The organism is Flavobacterium olei, from assembly GCF_039749035.1.
Lineage (GTDB): Bacteria > Bacteroidota > Bacteroidia > Flavobacteriales > Flavobacteriaceae > Flavobacterium > Flavobacterium olei.
Genome location: NZ_JBDKWC010000006.1, coordinates 13933 through 30430, shown reverse-complemented (window position 1 = coordinate 30430; position 16498 = coordinate 13933). Strand labels below are relative to the sequence as shown.

General features: G+C 34.6%; 17 protein-coding genes and 4 tRNA genes. 10 read left to right on the top strand and 11 right to left on the bottom strand.

Translation table 11 applies throughout. The annotated features are described in order from the left end of the window. Nucleotides 1-14: 14 nt before the first annotated feature. The 6 genes from ABEB31_RS16065 to ABEB31_RS16040 form a co-directional block, all read right to left on the bottom strand. Nucleotides 15-914, bottom strand: a complete 900-nt coding sequence (locus ABEB31_RS16065) for a MerR family transcriptional regulator (RefSeq protein ID WP_347052659.1) — start codon at nucleotides 912-914, stop codon at nucleotides 15-17. A 208-nt stretch (nucleotides 915-1122) separates the two neighbouring features. Further along, on the bottom strand, nucleotides 1123-1623 hold the full coding sequence (locus tag ABEB31_RS16060) for a tetratricopeptide repeat protein (protein WP_347052658.1): 501 nt from the start codon (nucleotides 1621-1623) through the stop codon (nucleotides 1123-1125). Between the two features lie 189 nt (nucleotides 1624-1812). After that, nucleotides 1813-1885: transfer RNA gene (locus ABEB31_RS16055), tRNA-Lys, on the bottom strand. A 139-nt stretch (nucleotides 1886-2024) separates the two neighbouring features. Next, nucleotides 2025-2107, bottom strand: a tRNA-Leu gene (locus ABEB31_RS16050). 41 nt (nucleotides 2108-2148) lie between these two features. After that, nucleotides 2149-2221, bottom strand: a tRNA-Lys gene (locus tag ABEB31_RS16045). A 40-nt stretch (nucleotides 2222-2261) separates the two neighbouring features. Further along, nucleotides 2262-2334, bottom strand: a tRNA-Lys gene (locus ABEB31_RS16040). 126 nt (nucleotides 2335-2460) lie between these two features. On the opposite strand from ABEB31_RS16040, the gene ABEB31_RS16035 reads away from it, so the two are divergent. Then, complete coding sequence (locus ABEB31_RS16035) at nucleotides 2461-2979, top strand: shikimate kinase (protein ID WP_347052657.1); 519 nt, start codon at nucleotides 2461-2463, stop codon at nucleotides 2977-2979. On the opposite strand, the gene ABEB31_RS16030 is transcribed toward ABEB31_RS16035, so the two are convergent. Both ABEB31_RS16030 and ABEB31_RS16025 read right to left on the bottom strand, forming a co-directional pair. After that, entirely contained in the window at nucleotides 2971-3471 is a 501-nt protein-coding gene (locus ABEB31_RS16030; protein WP_347052656.1) for a phosphoribosyltransferase domain-containing protein, read from the bottom strand. The genes ABEB31_RS16035 and ABEB31_RS16030 overlap by 9 nt on opposite strands. 90 nt (nucleotides 3472-3561) lie before the next feature. After that, complete coding sequence (locus tag ABEB31_RS16025; protein ID WP_347052655.1) at nucleotides 3562-3954, bottom strand: RNA-binding S4 domain-containing protein; 393 nt, start codon at nucleotides 3952-3954, stop codon at nucleotides 3562-3564. A 79-nt stretch (nucleotides 3955-4033) separates the two neighbouring features. Here ABEB31_RS16025 and bamM point away from each other — a divergent pair, with 79 nt between their 5' ends. Both bamM and ABEB31_RS16015 read left to right on the top strand, forming a co-directional pair. Continuing rightward, nucleotides 4034-5248 (top strand): BamM family beta-barrel-assembly machinery protein, encoded by a 1215-nt coding sequence (gene bamM / locus ABEB31_RS16020; protein ID WP_347052654.1) that lies wholly within the window; start codon nucleotides 4034-4036, stop codon nucleotides 5246-5248. A gap of 212 nt (nucleotides 5249-5460) precedes the next feature. Next, complete coding sequence (locus ABEB31_RS16015; RefSeq protein ID WP_347052653.1) at nucleotides 5461-6414, top strand: hypothetical protein; 954 nt, start codon at nucleotides 5461-5463, stop codon at nucleotides 6412-6414. 66 nt (nucleotides 6415-6480) lie between these two features. Here ABEB31_RS16015 and ABEB31_RS16010 read toward each other — a convergent pair whose 3' ends face one another. The 3 genes from ABEB31_RS16010 to ABEB31_RS16000 all read right to left on the bottom strand — a co-directional run bounded on the left by ABEB31_RS16010 (nucleotide 6481) and on the right by ABEB31_RS16000 (nucleotide 8933). Next, the gene (locus ABEB31_RS16010; protein WP_347052652.1) at nucleotides 6481-7434 is read right to left on the bottom strand and encodes a transketolase family protein; all 954 of its coding nucleotides are present in this window, start codon (nucleotides 7432-7434) and stop codon (nucleotides 6481-6483) included. 73 nt (nucleotides 7435-7507) lie between these two features. Beyond that, on the bottom strand, nucleotides 7508-8359 hold the full coding sequence (locus ABEB31_RS16005; RefSeq protein ID WP_347052650.1) for a transketolase: 852 nt from the start codon (nucleotides 8357-8359) through the stop codon (nucleotides 7508-7510). A 271-nt stretch (nucleotides 8360-8630) separates the two neighbouring features. Continuing rightward, entirely contained in the window at nucleotides 8631-8933 is a 303-nt protein-coding gene (locus ABEB31_RS16000; RefSeq protein ID WP_347052649.1) for a hypothetical protein, read from the bottom strand. A 476-nt stretch (nucleotides 8934-9409) separates the two neighbouring features. On the opposite strand from ABEB31_RS16000, the gene tgt reads away from it, so the two are divergent. The 7 genes from tgt (at nucleotide 9410) to ABEB31_RS15965 (ending at nucleotide 16494) form a co-directional block, all read left to right on the top strand. Next, the gene (gene tgt, locus ABEB31_RS15995; protein ID WP_347052648.1) at nucleotides 9410-10540 is read left to right on the top strand and encodes a tRNA guanosine(34) transglycosylase Tgt; all 1131 of its coding nucleotides are present in this window, start codon (nucleotides 9410-9412) and stop codon (nucleotides 10538-10540) included. 108 nt (nucleotides 10541-10648) lie between these two features. Continuing rightward, nucleotides 10649-11737, top strand: coding sequence for an LptF/LptG family permease (locus ABEB31_RS15990; protein ID WP_347052647.1), 1089 nt, complete (start codon nucleotides 10649-10651; stop codon nucleotides 11735-11737). After that, on the top strand, nucleotides 11724-12614 hold the full coding sequence (locus ABEB31_RS15985) for a DMT family transporter (protein ID WP_347052646.1): 891 nt from the start codon (nucleotides 11724-11726) through the stop codon (nucleotides 12612-12614). Before ABEB31_RS15990 ends, ABEB31_RS15985 begins: the two co-directional genes overlap by 14 nt. Before the next feature lie 112 nt (nucleotides 12615-12726). Beyond that, nucleotides 12727-13680, top strand: a complete 954-nt coding sequence (locus ABEB31_RS15980; protein WP_347052645.1) for an acetyl-CoA carboxylase carboxyltransferase subunit alpha — start codon at nucleotides 12727-12729, stop codon at nucleotides 13678-13680. 140 nt (nucleotides 13681-13820) lie between these two features. Further along, entirely contained in the window at nucleotides 13821-15365 is a 1545-nt protein-coding gene (gene dnaB, locus ABEB31_RS15975; RefSeq protein ID WP_347052644.1) for a replicative DNA helicase, read from the top strand. 131 nt (nucleotides 15366-15496) lie between these two features. Next, nucleotides 15497-15865, top strand: a complete 369-nt coding sequence (locus ABEB31_RS15970) for a hypothetical protein (RefSeq protein WP_347052643.1) — start codon at nucleotides 15497-15499, stop codon at nucleotides 15863-15865. 2 nt (nucleotides 15866-15867) lie between these two features. After that, a complete protein-coding gene (locus ABEB31_RS15965; protein WP_347052642.1) occupies nucleotides 15868-16494 on the top strand; it encodes a hypothetical protein in 627 nt (208 codons plus the stop codon). Nucleotides 16495-16498 lie beyond the last annotated feature (4 nt).

Below are 16498 nucleotides of genomic sequence, written 5' to 3'. Positions count from 1 at the left end.
TAAACAAAAATAAATCAGATCATGTTAATAGTTTCTTCCATGGAGTCAAAAACCTTAATTTTGTCTGTTAGGACCTTTGGATCAATGTGTTCCACCATTTTACCCATCAACCAGATTTCGTTATTATTTTGTAATAATTTCTGTCCCATAGATTTAACATATTGGTTGATTACGCTTCTGTCGGGCTGAACGGTCATAAAAGAAACAAAGGTTATGTTTTCAAAATGTCTGGTTAAGTCCTGAAGGTTTTCAATGGGCATGCTTTCCCCCAGATAAATGGTTTTGTATCCTTTATCGAGAATTTCATATTGAAGGTATAATAATCCGATTTGGTGAATTTCATTCAGCGGAAGCGATAGAACAAAAATACGGTCGGTTTTAGTTGGTTTCCGGATTTGAAGGCTTTCGGTATAAATCAATATTTTCTGCTTGATTAAATGACTCATAAAATGTTCATTAGCAGGGGTAATTGTTTCAGATTGCCATAATAGTCCGAGCTCTTTTAATAAGGGTAAAAAATGATCTTTAAATACTTCTTTAAAAGTTTTTTCTGAAATAAGCCAGTCAAATGTGTTGAAAAATAATTCCTGGTCGAAGTTCATCATTGCCATTTTGAAAGAAGTGATGGCAAAGTTTTGAGAATTTTTTTTCGAAATTATTTCGCGAACCAGCTGTGGAATTTTTTCTTCAGGATAGGTTGCAATTTTGGAAATCTTATAACCGTATTCGTGTAGTAAGCTGATGTTAAGAAGTTTCTGAAGATTTTGAAGATTATAAAATCTAATATTGGTGTCCGTTCGCATAGGTTCAAGGACATTGTATCTTTTTTCCCAGATGCGAATTGTATGTGCTTTAATACCAGATAAGTTCTCCAGATCTTTAATACTGAAAACAGTTTTAATATTGTTTACCATTTGTTGCAATTAAGTCAACAAATGTAAAATAAAATCTCAGACGGCACCTTAAAACTACATTAAAAAGATAGAGATTTAGAGGCTGAAGTATTAATAATATATTTTACTGATAAAAAAGTATACTGATTTTTTAGGAAATTTATTACTTTGATAAAATTAGGCCAATCTGCGTTTGGAAATTGTGCAGATTGTCCTAATTTTTAATTTGTTATTTACAAAAAGTGGCTTTGTTTTTTATGGCGCTTTGGCTTCCTAATTCAATTGCTTTTGTAAAATCTTTGCAGCTGTTTTTTTTGTCCCCAATTTTATTATAAGCCAAACCTCTAAGGTTATAAGCGATATAGTCTTTCGGATTTAAACCTAAAGAAGCAGTGCAGTCTTCTATGGCTCCCTGAAAGTTTTGTAATTTATAATTTACGTTGGCTCTTCCGGTAAAGGCATCTGCATTCATATCGTCTAATTCGATAGTTTTAGTGAAATCAGATTGGGCTCCTTTTAAGTCGTTTAATTTTAATTTTGCAACGCCCCGATTTTGATAAGCTTCAACAAATTTAGAATCGAGATTAATAGCTTTTGTGTAATCTGCAATGGCGCCTTTTGTATTTCCGGCCTCGGCCTTTTTCATGGCTTTGTCGAAATAGCCATTGGCAGATTGTGCCCATGAAGAGCATGCGATCATGAGGAATGATGCTAATAGTAGGTTTTTCATAAACTAATTTGGGATTAGTGATTAAATTATTTGCCCACGAATTTAAGAAAGTTTTGTTTTGAAAGTGTATTTCGTAAATAAAATTACAGTTAGTACCTGAGAAGTTTTTAATTACAGGAAGTGCAATAATTTTACTGAGATACCATATAAAAGAAAAAGGTTAAGTAAAATAAATTACTTAACCTTTTGTGACCCGACTGGGGCTCGAACCCAGGACCCCATCATTAAAAGTGATGTGCTCTACCGACTGAGCTATCGAGTCATTGTTTTTCTAATGAGGGTGCAAATATAAGGACTTATTTTAGCTTACCTGTCTTTTTTTTGAAATGATTTTCAATAAATTCGAGGTATTTGTGTAAAGCCTTATTTAATAGCAAATTAAACTTTAATTTTTTTTTAAGTGACCATGGAGGGATTTGAACCCTCACGCCCTTGCGAGCACCACCCCCTCAAGATGGCGAGTCTACCGTTTCTCCACATGGCCTAAAGAAAAAAGGTCGGGTAAAATAAATTACCCGACCTTTGTGACCCGACTGGGGCTCGAACCCAGGACCCCATCATTAAAAGTGATGTGCTCTACCGACTGAGCTATCGAGTCATTGCTTTCAAGAAATTTAATTTGTTTATCACAAAATTTGTGACCCGACTGGGGCTCGAACCCAGGACCCCATCATTAAAAGTGATGTGCTCTACCGACTGAGCTATCGAGTCATTTAATTTCTTGAATGCGGGTGCAAATATAAGGAGTTTATTTTGAAGTTTCCAAGCTATTTTATTATAAATTTGTCTTTTTTTTGGAAAAAATTCCAATTGCTTAGTTTATAAGGTTTTATTAATATGAAAAAAATAGTGTTGTTAGGTTATATGGGTTGCGGAAAGTCAACAATTGCCCAAAATTTGTCGAAAATTACTAAAATTCCGTTTTTAGATCTGGATGAATGTATCGAAAAAAAAGCAAATTTGTCTATAAATGAAATTTTTTCTAAACATGGAGAGGTCTATTTTCGAAAATTAGAGCACGAAATGTTTGTAGAATTACTCCATTCTCCGGAAAATTATATTATCGGACTGGGAGGAGGTACTCCCTGTTATGCCAATAATCATGAATTATTAAAAGGAGAGGAAGTAGCTTCTATATATTTAAAGGCGTCAATAGATACCTTATATAATAGACTGGTTTATAATAAAAGCAAACGTCCCTTAATTGCTAATATGGATGAAGAGGAGATGAGGGAGTTTATTGCGAAACATTTATTCGACAGAAGTTTTTATTACAACCAGGCGCAGCATAAAGTCGTAGTAGACAATAAATCTGTCGAAGAAACGGTTCAGGATATATTAAAAATCTTAGCTTAAAGAAGCGTAATCACCACTTTCTGAGTTGAAAACTACCTGTACATGCTCTAATAATGAGGTTGAAAGTGAGATTCCTTTAAAATCGGCTTTTACCGGATATTTTTTGTGATTTCGATCTACAAGTACTGCTGTTTTGAATTTCTTAAGCGGAACATCTAAGAAATGACGAACAGCATATATTAGAGTAGTTCCGGAGTTTAGTACATCGTCTACCAGAACGAGTCCTTTGTTTTTGTATTCGTCAGGTGTCAATGAGGTTTGTATCTGTTCCTGCGGATTTTGCTTGTTTACTTTTACTTCGCAGATAGAAACTTTTAAAGTAGAAATGCTGCTGAGTGCTGCGGCAATTTTTTCGGCAAAAAGAAATCCGTTAGAAGCAATTCCGGCAATAACAACTTCTTCTTCGTTTACAAAAGTCTCGTAAATTTGATAGGCAATACGGTTGATTTTATGTTCGACTTCCTGATGGGTTAAAATGATATTATTGCTCATAAATGTAATTTTTTGCTAATGTACAAATTTATTGAAATTGGAATTATTTGAATTTATCTGAAATTTCCCCCGGAATGACTTGGTTTTCTTTTAAAGATCCGTTTTTTCCTCGTCGTATATTTCGTCTCCGTAATCGTCGATATCCCGTCGGTCTTTTTTAGTAGGACGTCCCGTTCCGGCTTTACGATAATGTTCTTTGGAAAGTTTTAATAATTCGAGATGTGCATAAGCTTCGGCAGGAGTTTCGTTTTTGCGGTAGATGTCTACTAATTTTGCTCCCACACGGCTTTCCGGAATATCCAAAACAGTGATGATTTGAGTAATCTGGTCTTTTCTGAATGTAATCCGGTCTGTTGGAAAAACTTCTTTGGAAGGTTTGGCCACTTGTCCATTTACAGTAATATGATTCTTTTTGCAGGCTTCTGTAACCATGTTTCTGGTCTTGTAATATCGAACGCACCACAGGTATTTATCTATTCTCATAATTTTTCTAAAATCCAAGTTAAATTCTTTACAAAAATAAATCAATATTGTATCTTGCGCACCTAAAAAAATGATAATAATGAATAAATTAAAATATTATTTTGTTTTGTTACTTGCTGGTATTGCCATCGTTTCTTGTAATAAAAAAGATGATGATGAAGCGGTAGTTGTTCCTTTAAGGAATTATCAAGAACAATTTAATACTGATAATGCAGATATTGAAGAGTATTTAAACACAAATTATATTACGGTTAGTGAAAATATGGATGTTACTTTTACGAAAATAACGGATCCTGCAACACAACCTTCTATAATGTCTTATTTGAATAGTGCAACATTTCCTAAATTGGTTTTAAGAGAGATACCATACGTTCATGGAATAACGTATAAAATGTATTATCTTGTTTTAAGAGAAGGTATTGGTACTGCACCAATGAATACAGATGGTGCGGTGGTTGCATATAGGGGAGAGTATTTAAGTCGTGTTGATAAAACGACCACAGAACCAAGTTATTTAAAAACTACATTTTTTGAAGAGGTAATTTATCCAAAAAGTGCTACTGATTTGTATGGTGTTATTTTGGGGTGGAGCGAAATTTTTCCTCAATTTAAAACTGGGACAACTACTTATAATGCTGACGGCACAGCTAGTTATAAGGATTTTGGAGCAGGAGTATTGTTTATTCCATCAGGACTAGGGTATTATGCTACCGGCAGTTCTTCTGGAGCTATTCCAGCTTATTCACCTTTGATTTTTACCATCAAATTATATGATTTTAGTAGGTTAGATCACGAAAATAATGGTTATTCTTCTACTACTGGTGCATTATTGGTGAATCCGGACGGTGTTCCAGATTATGAAGAAGATATAAATGGAGATGGTTATGTTAGAGATTACAGAAATACAACCTTATATCCTAATCCTCCGGCAAACCCGGACGATACAGATTTAGACGGAATTCCTGATTTTCTGGATCATGATGATGATGGAGATGGTTTTACTACAAAATTTGAGATTACTAAGCCTACGGGAGAAGTTGGTGTTGTTAATGGATTTAATTACGGAATCAGTCTGTATTATCCGTGGGATCCGAAAGCAGATAATCCCGTGACACCTAATGTAGATGAAACGGAGCCTCGAGGAATTCCTAGAAGACCAACTGGTGCTCTGACTAATCCAAACGATCCGGTAGAGTCTGCAAATAACCCTAAGAAATATACGGAAGAAGATTACACAGCTCCTGGAAGATTAAGGATTCATCTGGATAAAAGTTATCCGATAAAAATAAAATAAATTATATTACAAAAAAGACCTGAAATTACTTTCAGGTCTTTTTTTTTGATAACAGAAAAACATTAAATATAGTATTAAATTCAGTGCTTTATGTATTGATATTCAGTTGTTTGGTTTTATTTATAAGAATTAATCTCTTTTTTACGGTATTCCGTAAAGAATTTATTTCATTTTTATATATTTTTGAAAGAATAATATTAAATATTTATAAAATGAAAAAATTAATTGCATTGTTTTTAGGTATTACAGTTTTGTCATGCAGTAGTGAAGATCAGTTAAATAATGAAGTTGTCTCTACAGCAGACACCTCAGCTTCAGTTTTAGATGGCAAAATGTTGTCATTTAAAAATGAAGAATCTTTTGTTAAAGAATATTCTGAATTATCATTACTGAGCAATGAGGATATTAAAAAGTGGGTATCTTCTAAAAAGTTGATTTCTTTACAAAGTATATCGGAAAATATTTCAGATATGGAAGGAGATGAATTGTCTGAGACAAGAGTTATTTATTCCGAAGCATTAAAGTCAATATTGAATTTTGACTCTAAAGTTAAGATTGATGGTAAAGCTTTATGGCTTAATGAACGAACTTTTTATTTACTTTCAGTAGATGAAATAAATAAATCATCTGAACAGCTTATTGCTGAAAAAGATAAATTGGAAGTTTACGGAAGTTTGTTAAGTGTTTCTAAGCCTGATCAAAATTTAACAGCCAGAAATGTTCTTCCAAATGAGAATAGAATAAAGACTTTTGTTACTGATGAGGGTAGTTTTAATGTGCCAGGCAGTAGAATTAGACATGTTTTGGATTTATACAACGAAACAATTGTTTTGAATGATGAAATACAATCTAGCAAAATGTTTTTGAGATCTACATTGCAATATAGATCATGTTCTACTTGGAGATGTACATGGAAGGAAGCTTCTAATATAAGGTCGATAGATACTTATAGTTTGACTGGATCAAATTCAGTTCTTTGGAAATTTTCTCTTCTCCAAACTGCTACATCTACGACGAGTACATTTTTGTTGGCTACTTGGAATCCTTCGAATCTTCCTGCACCTGCTAATCCGTCTCAGTGGTTCACAAATTTTAATGTTTCAGGACCTTTCAAAATTTACGTAGGAAATGGACCTTGGCTAGAAATTCCAATTTCTTGGTATTAAATATTTTAAAAATACAAAACCCTCGAAATGTCATTTCGAGGGTTTGTTATAAGTAAAAAAACTATATTATTTTCTTTTAAGAACTCTTTCTACAGCTTCAACAATCGCCTGATTGTTTAACTTGTATTTCTCCATTAACTGCTCCGGAGTTCCAGATTCACCAAAACTATCTTTAACTGCAACAAATTCTTGCGGAGACGGATTGTTTAAAGCTAATACTCCAGAAACACTCTCTCCAAGACCTCCAAGGTAATTGTGTTCTTCTGCAGTAACCACACATTTAGTTTTAGCAACAGATTTTAAAATAGCTTCTTCGTCAAGTGGCTTAATTGTATGGATATTGATTACTTCAGCAGAAATTCCTTTTGCTTCTAAAGCTTCAGCAGCAATAAGAGCTTCCCAAACTAAATGTCCTGTGGCAATAATTGTTACATCTGTTCCTTCATTTAACATAATGGCTTTTCCAATCACGAAAGGTTCGTCGGCAGGAGTGAAGTTAGGTACTACAGGACGTCCGAAACGTAAATAAGCAGGACCGTGGTGGTCTGCCAATGCTAAAGTTGCTGCTTTTGTCTGATTGTAATCGCAAGTGTTGATTACAGTCATTCCCGGCAGCATTTTCATTAAACCGATATCTTCTAAGATCTGGTGCGTAGCTCCGTCTTCTCCAAGAGTTAATCCAGCGTGAGAAGCACAAATTTTTACATTTTTATCTGAATAAGCCACAGACTGACGAATCTGATCGTAAACTCTTCCTGTAGAAAAGTTGGCAAAAGTTCCTGTAAAAGGAATTTTTCCGCCAATTGTTAAACCTGCAGCAATTCCGATCATGTTAGCTTCGGCAATTCCGATTTGGAAAAAACGTTCCGGATGATTTTTCTTGAATTCATCAAATTTCAATGATCCGATTAAATCTGCGCAAAGCGCAACAACGTTTTCGTTTTTCTGACCTAGTTCTGTCATTCCCGCTCCAAAACCTGAACGGGTATCTTTACTTCCTGTATTTGTATATTTTTTCATCTTTAATTTTGCTGTATGCTTTACGCTGTAGGCAATAGGCTTAGAGCTTATCGCTTAAAGCTTTTAGCTTTTTTTAATAATCGTGCTGATCTTTAGAATAATTTTGAGCCAATGCCGCTGCTAACTGATCATTGTTTGGCGCTTTTCCGTGCCAAGCATGCGTATGCATCATAAAATCAACTCCGTTACCCATTTCAGTGTGTAATAAAATACAAACCGGTTTTCCTTTTCCTGTTCTTGATTTTGCATCTGTTAAACCAGTAAGAATTGCATCGATGTCGTTTCCTTGCGGAATATCTATTACATCCCAGCCAAAAGCTTCAAATTTTGCGCGGATACTTCCCATTGGCAGAACTTCGTCGGTTGTTCCGTCAATTTGTTTTCCGTTTAGATCGACAGTTGCAATTATGTTGTCTACTTTTTTTGCAGAGGCATACATAATAGCTTCCCAGTTTTGACCTTCCTGTAATTCTCCGTCTCCGTGTAAGGTATAAATTAAGTGATTATCTCCGTTTAATTTTTTAGCCTGCGCTGCTCCAAGAGCTACAGATAAACCTTGTCCTAATGAACCAGAAGCAATACGAACTCCAGGTAAACCTTCGTGCGTAGTTGGGTGTCCTTGTAAACGTGAATTTAATAATCTGAAAGTAGCTAATTCTGAAACTGGAAAATAACCGCTGCGTGCTAAAACGCTATAGAAAACCGGAGAAATATGCCCGTTTGAAAGGAAAAACAAATCCTCTCCAATTCCGTTCATATCAAAACCTTCTTTGCGGTCCATGATATTTTGATATAGTGTTACCAAAAATTCAGTACAGCCTAAAGATCCACCCGGGTGGCCTGAGTTTACAGCATGTACCATTCTAAGAATATCTCTTCTTACTTGGATCGTTAAATCGCTTAATTGTTGTGTGTTAGGCTTCATTTATATGTAAAATTTTAAACTTTAGCAAAAGTAATCGTTATTTTGCGGGGAGACAAATCATTTTTTGCTTTAGTTTGCTTCAATTGTTAAATTTTTTATTCTTTTTTTTACTTATCGTTGAAAAAATAGTGGCATCTAATCGGTTTTGCATAAAAAATTGCCACAGATTAAATAGATTAAAAGGTTGAAAAAATCTCCTAATCTATAAACCTGTGGCAAAATATTTTATTGGAATTAAATATTCCTTTGTTGCGTGACCTGTAATTAATCTTTAATTGGTGTCGCCTTCGCTGTAAAAGTTATTCTCTTCGTCTTCTGAACCGATATCTTCCAGTTCATCATCTAATTCGGAACCGGGGACGTCTAAATCATTTCCGATTTTGTCGCTGTTTTGTTTCCATTCGTGATTGTCCTGATTGATGATACGCTCTCCTGAAATTTCTTCAGGATTGATGTCTTCGAGCTTATTGTCCTGATTGTAGATATCTTCGTTTGCTGGATAATCCATATTCTCAAGGTTTCTTTCTATTTGATCGTCCTTGATCTGATCTAATTTTTCTTCGGCATTTATCATGATTTCTATATTTTAGTTTGACCTTGTTTTATATATGTAACAGATATAAAATTACAAAATGAACCGTCTTATTATGTTACACTTTATCGGTTTGATCTTGTAGTTTTTACATTCACGATATTTGTAATGGAGACGTGTTTGCGTTAGGGATAGCAGCGGCATCCTTTTGCGACAAACGTTTGGTCTTAATTAAAAATGATTGGTTCCGGAGCAAAAGATACAGCGGATAGCCCGACCGGAGGGAACGCCCAAAGAAAGTTGTTAGTAAATAGTCCTTAGTGATTAGTTTTTAGTCCCTAGTTTTAGTGTTGAGTCCTTAGTTCGGGTTCAATATTTGCCGAAGTGTGAAAATTATCTAATTTTTTAATTTTCTAAATTATTGAATTAACATATTTTCTAATTGCCAAATTATCTAATTAAATTTTCCTGAAATTAGATTATCTTTGCCGTCCCGAACAATTGGGCGAAAAACGAATATGAAGTTTGATTTATTACAAAAAGATCCGCAGTCTAAAGCTAGAGCGGGAAGTATTACTACCGATCACGGGGTTATAGAAACTCCTATTTTTATGCCCGTTGGAACGGTTGCTTCTGTAAAAGGAGTGCATCAGCGTGAATTGAAAGAAGAGATTAACCCGGATATTATTCTTGGAAATACCTACCATTTATATTTGCGTCCGCAGACCGAAATTTTGGAAAAAGCCGGCGGACTGCATAAATTTATGAACTGGGATCGTAATATTTTGACCGATTCCGGAGGGTATCAGGTATATTCTCTTTCTTCAAATCGAAAAATTAAGGAAGAAGGAGTGAAGTTTAAATCGCATATTGACGGTTCTTACCACTTTTTTACTCCTGAAAATGTAATGGAAATTCAGCGTACAATTGGGGCTGATATTATCATGGCTTTTGATGAATGTACACCGTATCCTTGTGATTACAGATACGCACAGCGTTCTATGCATATGACACATCGTTGGCTGGATCGTTGTATCAATCATTTGGAGAAACTTCCATATAAATATGGTTATGAGCAGACTTTTTTCCCGATTGTGCAGGGGAGTACTTATAAGGATCTTCGTCAGCAATCGGCAGAATATATTGCAAATTCAGGTCAACAGGGAAATGCAATTGGAGGACTTTCTGTAGGGGAACCGGCAGAAGAAATGTATGCCATGACTGAAGTGGTTTGCGAAATTCTTCCGGAGGATAAACCGCGTTATTTAATGGGTGTTGGTACTCCGATAAATATTTTAGAAAATATAGCGTTAGGAATTGATATGTTTGATTGTGTTATGCCTACCCGTAATGCCAGAAATGGTATGTTGTTTACGGCGAACGGAACAATCAATATTAAAAATAAAAAATGGGAAGCCGATTTTTCTCCAATTGACGAAATGGCGCACACTTTTGTTGATACAGAATATTCTAAAGCGTATCTGCGTCACTTATTTGCTGCCAATGAGTATTTAGGAAAACAAATTGCAACTATTCACAATCTTGGTTTCTATATGTGGTTGGTTCGTGAGGCGAGAAAACATATCTTAGCAGGAGATTTTAGACCATGGAAAGAAATGATGGTTAAAAATATGAGTCAGAGACTTTAAAAAAGAAGTTTCAGGTTTTTTTAGTTTCAGGTTTCAGGTTGCCCGGCGTAACTGAAACCTGACGCTAGCCAAAGCAAACTGAAACCTGAAACCTGAAACAAAAAACTTATGCTTTCAATAATAGATAAATACATTTTAAAAAGATATCTGGGAACTTTCTCTGTTATGCTTCTTTTATTTGCGCCAATCGGAATCGTTATTGATGTTTCTGAAAAAGTCAATAAAATGCTGGAGAACAAAATTCCGTTTATGGATATTGCTTTCTATTATTACAATTTTACAATCTATTTTATTAATTCGCTGTTTCCTATATTTCTGTTTTTGTCGGTAATCTGGTTTACCTCTAAACTGGCAAATAATACAGAGATTATTGCAATTTTGAGTTCGGGAATTTCTTTTACTCGATTTTTGCGTCCTTATATTATCGGGGCAACAATTGTTTCGCTTTTTGTATTGCTAATGGGATTTTTTATTGTTCCTGCTGCAAGTGAAGGTTATAACAATTTTAGATATACCTACCTAAAAGGAAACGGAAAAGAGCTCATGCGTGGCGAAAACACAAATGTCTACAGACAGGTTAACGATCACGATTTTATATTTGTAAATAGTTTTAACGAAGAATCTAAAACTGCCTTTAATTTTTCGTTAGAACATTTTGAAAAAGAAAAGCTTACTTATAAAATTACTGCAAGTCGTATTAAATGGGACCCGAAGAAAAAAGTGTACGTTTTATACGATTTTACCAAACGAACGATTGGCGATTTAAACGATGTGATTGAAAAATCTCCTGAAAAAAATATAGCTTTTAAGTTCGAATTGGCCGATTTAACTCCGGTAGTATATATCGCAGAAACGCTTACGCTTGGTAAATTAGTTGATTTTATAGACAAAGAGAGAAAGCGTGGTTCGGGAAATATAAATACATATCTCGTTGTGCTGTACAAAAAATATAGCGTGCCGGTTTCGGCTTTTATTTTAACAATTATTGCTGTTTCTGTTTCTGCAATGAAACGACGTGGCGGAATGGGAACCAACTTAGCAATCGGGATTGCAATTGCTTTCTCATTTGTGTTCTTTGATAAAATATTTGGTACACTTGCCGAAAAATCTACTTTCTCACCTTTATTAGCTGTCTGGTTCCCGAATATTGTTTTCGGAATTTTGGCTGTTTACTTATTACGTAATGCGAAACGATAATTTAAAAAGTTATTTAAATCTTCATTTAATTGTTTTTATCTGGGGTTTTACGGCTATTTTGGGCGCACTAATTACAATTGATGCAGAAAATCTGGTTTGGTTCAGAATGTTATTGGCGGGTATTTTCCTTGGCGGATTTATCCTTTATAAAAAACAATCTTTTCAGGTTCCGGTAAGGGAATTTTTCAAATTGATTTTTGTCGGATTGCTGATTGCCCTGCATTGGATTTTCTTTTTCAAAGCCATCCATGTTTCCAATGTTTCTATTACGCTTTCCATATTTTCGCTGGGTGCATTCTTTGCCTCATTATTAGAGCCTTTATTTTATGGAAGGAAGGTATTATGGTATGAAGTTTTTTTCGGACTGATTATCATCGCTGGTCTGGGATTGATTTTACAAGTTGAAATTAAATATCTGCAAGGTGTTTATTTTGCATTAGCTTCTATTATTCTTGGAGTCGTATTTACTTTAATGAATGGTAAATTAATTGCAGATCATGAACCTTCGGTAATAACTTTTTATGAATTTGGTGCAGGGGTTTTCTTTATTTCTGTTTATTTTTTGTTTGAAGGAAAATTTACAGCAGACTTCTTTTCCTTATCATTAAATAACTGGATTCTATTACTGGTCCTGGCTTCTGTCTGCACAGCTTACGCCTTTACCGCCTCTGTAAAAGTGATGCAGAGATTAACACCTTATACTGTAATGTTAACCACCAATTTAGAGCCTGTTTATGGTATAATTCTGGCTTATTTTATATTAGGAGGAAAAGAGAAAATGAGTGTTGAATTTTACATTGGAGCAGTTATAATTATCATAACAGTAATACTGAATGGTGTATTCAAACATTATCAGAATAAGAAGGAAAACTTGTAATAGTTTCCTTATTTTTAGATTGCATTTTTATACTTTAAACAACAATTAACTTCACCAATGATATAATATTTTTATATTTGCGGTTCGATTTACAAACAAAATTCAAAAATCCATGGAATATTTAGATTTTGAGCTTCCAATTAAAGAACTTGAAGAACAGTTAGAAAAGTGCGTTATAATTGGGAAAGAATCTGACGTTGATGTAACGCCAACTTGCAAGGAAATCAACAAGAAATTAGTAGAAACTAAGAAAGAAATATATAAAAACCTTACCGCCTGGCAGCGTGTTCAGCTATCCAGACATCCAAACAGACCTTATACTTTAGACTACATCAGAGCAATCTGCGGAGAAAGTTTCTTAGAACTTCACGGAGACAGAGGTTTTAAAGATGATAAGGCAATGGTAGGCGGACTAGGTAAAGTAAACGGACAATCGTTTATGATTATCGGTCAGCAAAAAGGTTATAATACAAAGACACGTCAGTACCGTAATTTTGGTATGGCAAATCCCGAAGGATACCGTAAAGCTTTGCGTTTGATGAAGATGGCAGAGAAATTCGGAATTCCGGTTTTAACTTTAGTAGATACTCCTGGTGCATATCCGGGGCTTGAAGCTGAAGAAAGAGGACAGGGAGAAGCAATCGCCAGAAATATTTTTGAAATGGTTCGTCTTCAGGTTCCAATTATCACCATTATTGTGGGTGAAGGAGCTTCAGGTGGAGCATTAGGAATTGGTGTTGGTGACAAAGTTTATATGTTAGAAAACACTTGGTATTCTGTAATTTCTCCTGAATCGTGCTCTTCTATTTTATGGAAAAGCTGGGAATACAAAGAGCGTGCAGCAGAAGCTTTAAAATTAACTTCTTCTGACATGAAAAAACAAAAATTAGTAGATGATGTAATTCCTGAGCCATTAGGAGGAGCACATTATGACAGAGAAACTACTTTTAAAACAGTAGCAGAATATATTACAAAAGGATATAACGAATTGAAAGACTTATCAACAGCCGATTTAATTGCCCAGAGAATGGACAAATACAGTAATATGGGCGAGTTTAAAGAGTAAATTCATTTAATATGAAGAAAAATCCGAAGCCCTGCGGTTTCGGATTTTTTTTTGGTTATGAACAAATCAGAATTATTTATAAACAATTAATAGTTATAACTCGATAGCATATTTTTTTTAAATTTTGCTACTTTCGCTATATGGAAAATTTCAAAAATTTTAGCCCTGTAAAGGTCGACAAAACCACAATTATTAATCTGGAAAAAGGCAAGCTTCCTCCACAAGTTATTGATTTAGAAGAGGCTGTATTGGGAGCGATGATGATTGATAAAAAAGGGGTAGATGATGTAATTGATATTTTACAGCCAGATGCTTTTTACAAAGACGCGCACAAACATATTTTTGAAGCAATTTTGCAGCTTTTTACCGAAACGCAGCCAATTGATATTCTTACCGTTTCAACCCAGTTAAAGAAAAATGGAAAACTGGATGTAGCAGGGGGAGATTTCTATCTGATTCAGTTAACGCAAAAAATTGCCTCGTCTGCCCATATTGAATTTCACTCGCGTATTATTCTTCAAAAATTTATTCAGAGAAGTTTAATTAGAATTTCTTCTGAAATTATTGAAGAGTCTTACGATGAAACGACAGACGTTTTTGATTTATTAGATAAAGCAGAATCTAAATTATACGAAGTTACGCAGGGAAATATCAAACGTAGTTCTGAAACCGCACAGAGTTTAGTTTTACAGGCAAAGAAACGTATTGAAGAAATTGCAGGTAAAGAGGGCTTAAGTGGTATTGCAACAGGCTTTGAAAAATTAGATGAAGTAACTTCCGGCTGGCAGCCTTCGGATTTAATTATTATTGCGGCTCGTCCGGGTATGGGTAAAACGGCTTTCGTACTTTCGATGGCAAGAAACGTTGCCATACAGTTTGGACATGCGGTTGCTGTGTTTTCTCTGGAGATGGCGTCTGTACAGTTAATTACAAGGCTTATTTCGTCAGAAACAGGATTGTCTTCTGAGAAATTAAGAACAGGTAAACTGGAAAAACACGAATGGGAGCAGTTAAGTACAAAAGTAAAAAACTTAGAGAAAGCACCATTATTTATAGATGATACACCTTCGCTTTCGATTTTCGATTTACGTGCAAAATGTCGTCGTCTGGCTTCGCAACACGGAATTAAATTGATTATCATTGATTATTTACAGTTAATGACTGCAGGTGGAAACGGAAAAGGAGGAGGAAACCGTGAGCAGGAAATTTCTACCATTTCGAGAAACTTAAAGGCTTTGGCAAAAGAGTTAAACGTGCCGGTAATTGCACTTTCGCAGCTGTCCCGTGCGGTTGAAACGCGTGGTTCGAGTAAACGTCCGCTTCTTTCGGATCTTCGTGAATCCGGAGCGATCGAACAAGATGCTGATATTGTATCGTTTATTTATCGTCCTGAATATTATAAAATTGAAGAATGGGATGATGATGAAGCATCTCCAACTGCAGGACAAGCAGAATTTATTATTGCAAAACACCGTAATGGTGGTTTGGAAAATATTCGTCTGAAATTCTTAGGACATTTAGGTAAATTTGATAATCTTGAAGATTTTACAGGCGGTTATGATGATTTGCCTTCTAAAATGAATCATGATGATAATCCTTTCATAACAAAAAACTTACCATCAGCCAATGAGGCATTTGGAAGTAATTTAAATGATGATGATGACGACAGCGATGTTCCATTTTAATACACTATAGAGCCTTATTTATAAGGCTTTTTTTTTGCCCTAAAGTTAAATCTTTAAGAAAATTGACTAGTTTAGCCAAACCAAATCCAGACTAGCATTTATTTGATTAATAACCAATAACCAATTGAATTATGAATGAAGAATTAAATTTAGGAAGTATTGAAATACCTTTATCAGAAGGTATTTTGTGGGCAGATGAGTACCGTAGAGATTTTCAGACTGAGGAAGGAAGAAGAAAGAAAGTAGATGGATATCTCATTCCGCTGCAAACTTTAAAGTCAGTTTTAGATCAGGATATTCAGGCAGTTCGCGCTTACAAAGCAATCAATAACGCCGGAGAACAAACACTAATATTTGTTGGCGCGGTCTGGGATGCTACAGAAAAAATCTATAAAGATGTTTTCAAAAACAATGGTGTCGGAAATGGAGAAACTGTTGTTTATGATGGAAGCCGACCAGTGCCGCCTTATGGAGATCCTAATAGTCCGTTGAATCCTTAAAAATGGCAGATTTCATCATATATCTAGGTTACTTTATTTTATTTATTGACCTGATTTTATATACATATAGCTTTTTTCGGGAGAAAAAAGCTAATGTTTTTTTTGTTATATATCTTGCTTTCTCCTTTGTGTTACAGTGTTCAATGGAGATCATGTATCATTTCCGTTTGAATAATTTATTTCTTGTAAATATTTTTATCATTGGACAAATGATATTATTAGGATTGTTTTACAATTCCCTTTTCAATTTAAAAAGTCAAAAAAGGTTTGTAATTATTAGTGTTGTAGTTGCAATGGTAATATTGGCAATTCAATTCATTATGGACTGGAATCAATTTTTGCGTTTTAATTTGTTTGAGATAACATTGACATCCTTATTGGTGGTGATCTTTTCACTGATTCATTTTTATAACATGCTTACAGAGAGTAAAAGATATTATTACATTAGTGTAGGTATTGTTTTTTACTTGTTGGCCAGTACTGTATTGTTTTTAATCGGCAATCTGACTCATAATTTGAGTAATGAATTTAAATTTTTAAGCTGGCAGCTTAACTCGGTTTTAATAGTTATTTATTACACATTATTTTTATATGACTGGAAAAGAGACCGTTTAAATAAATCCCGTTAATTAG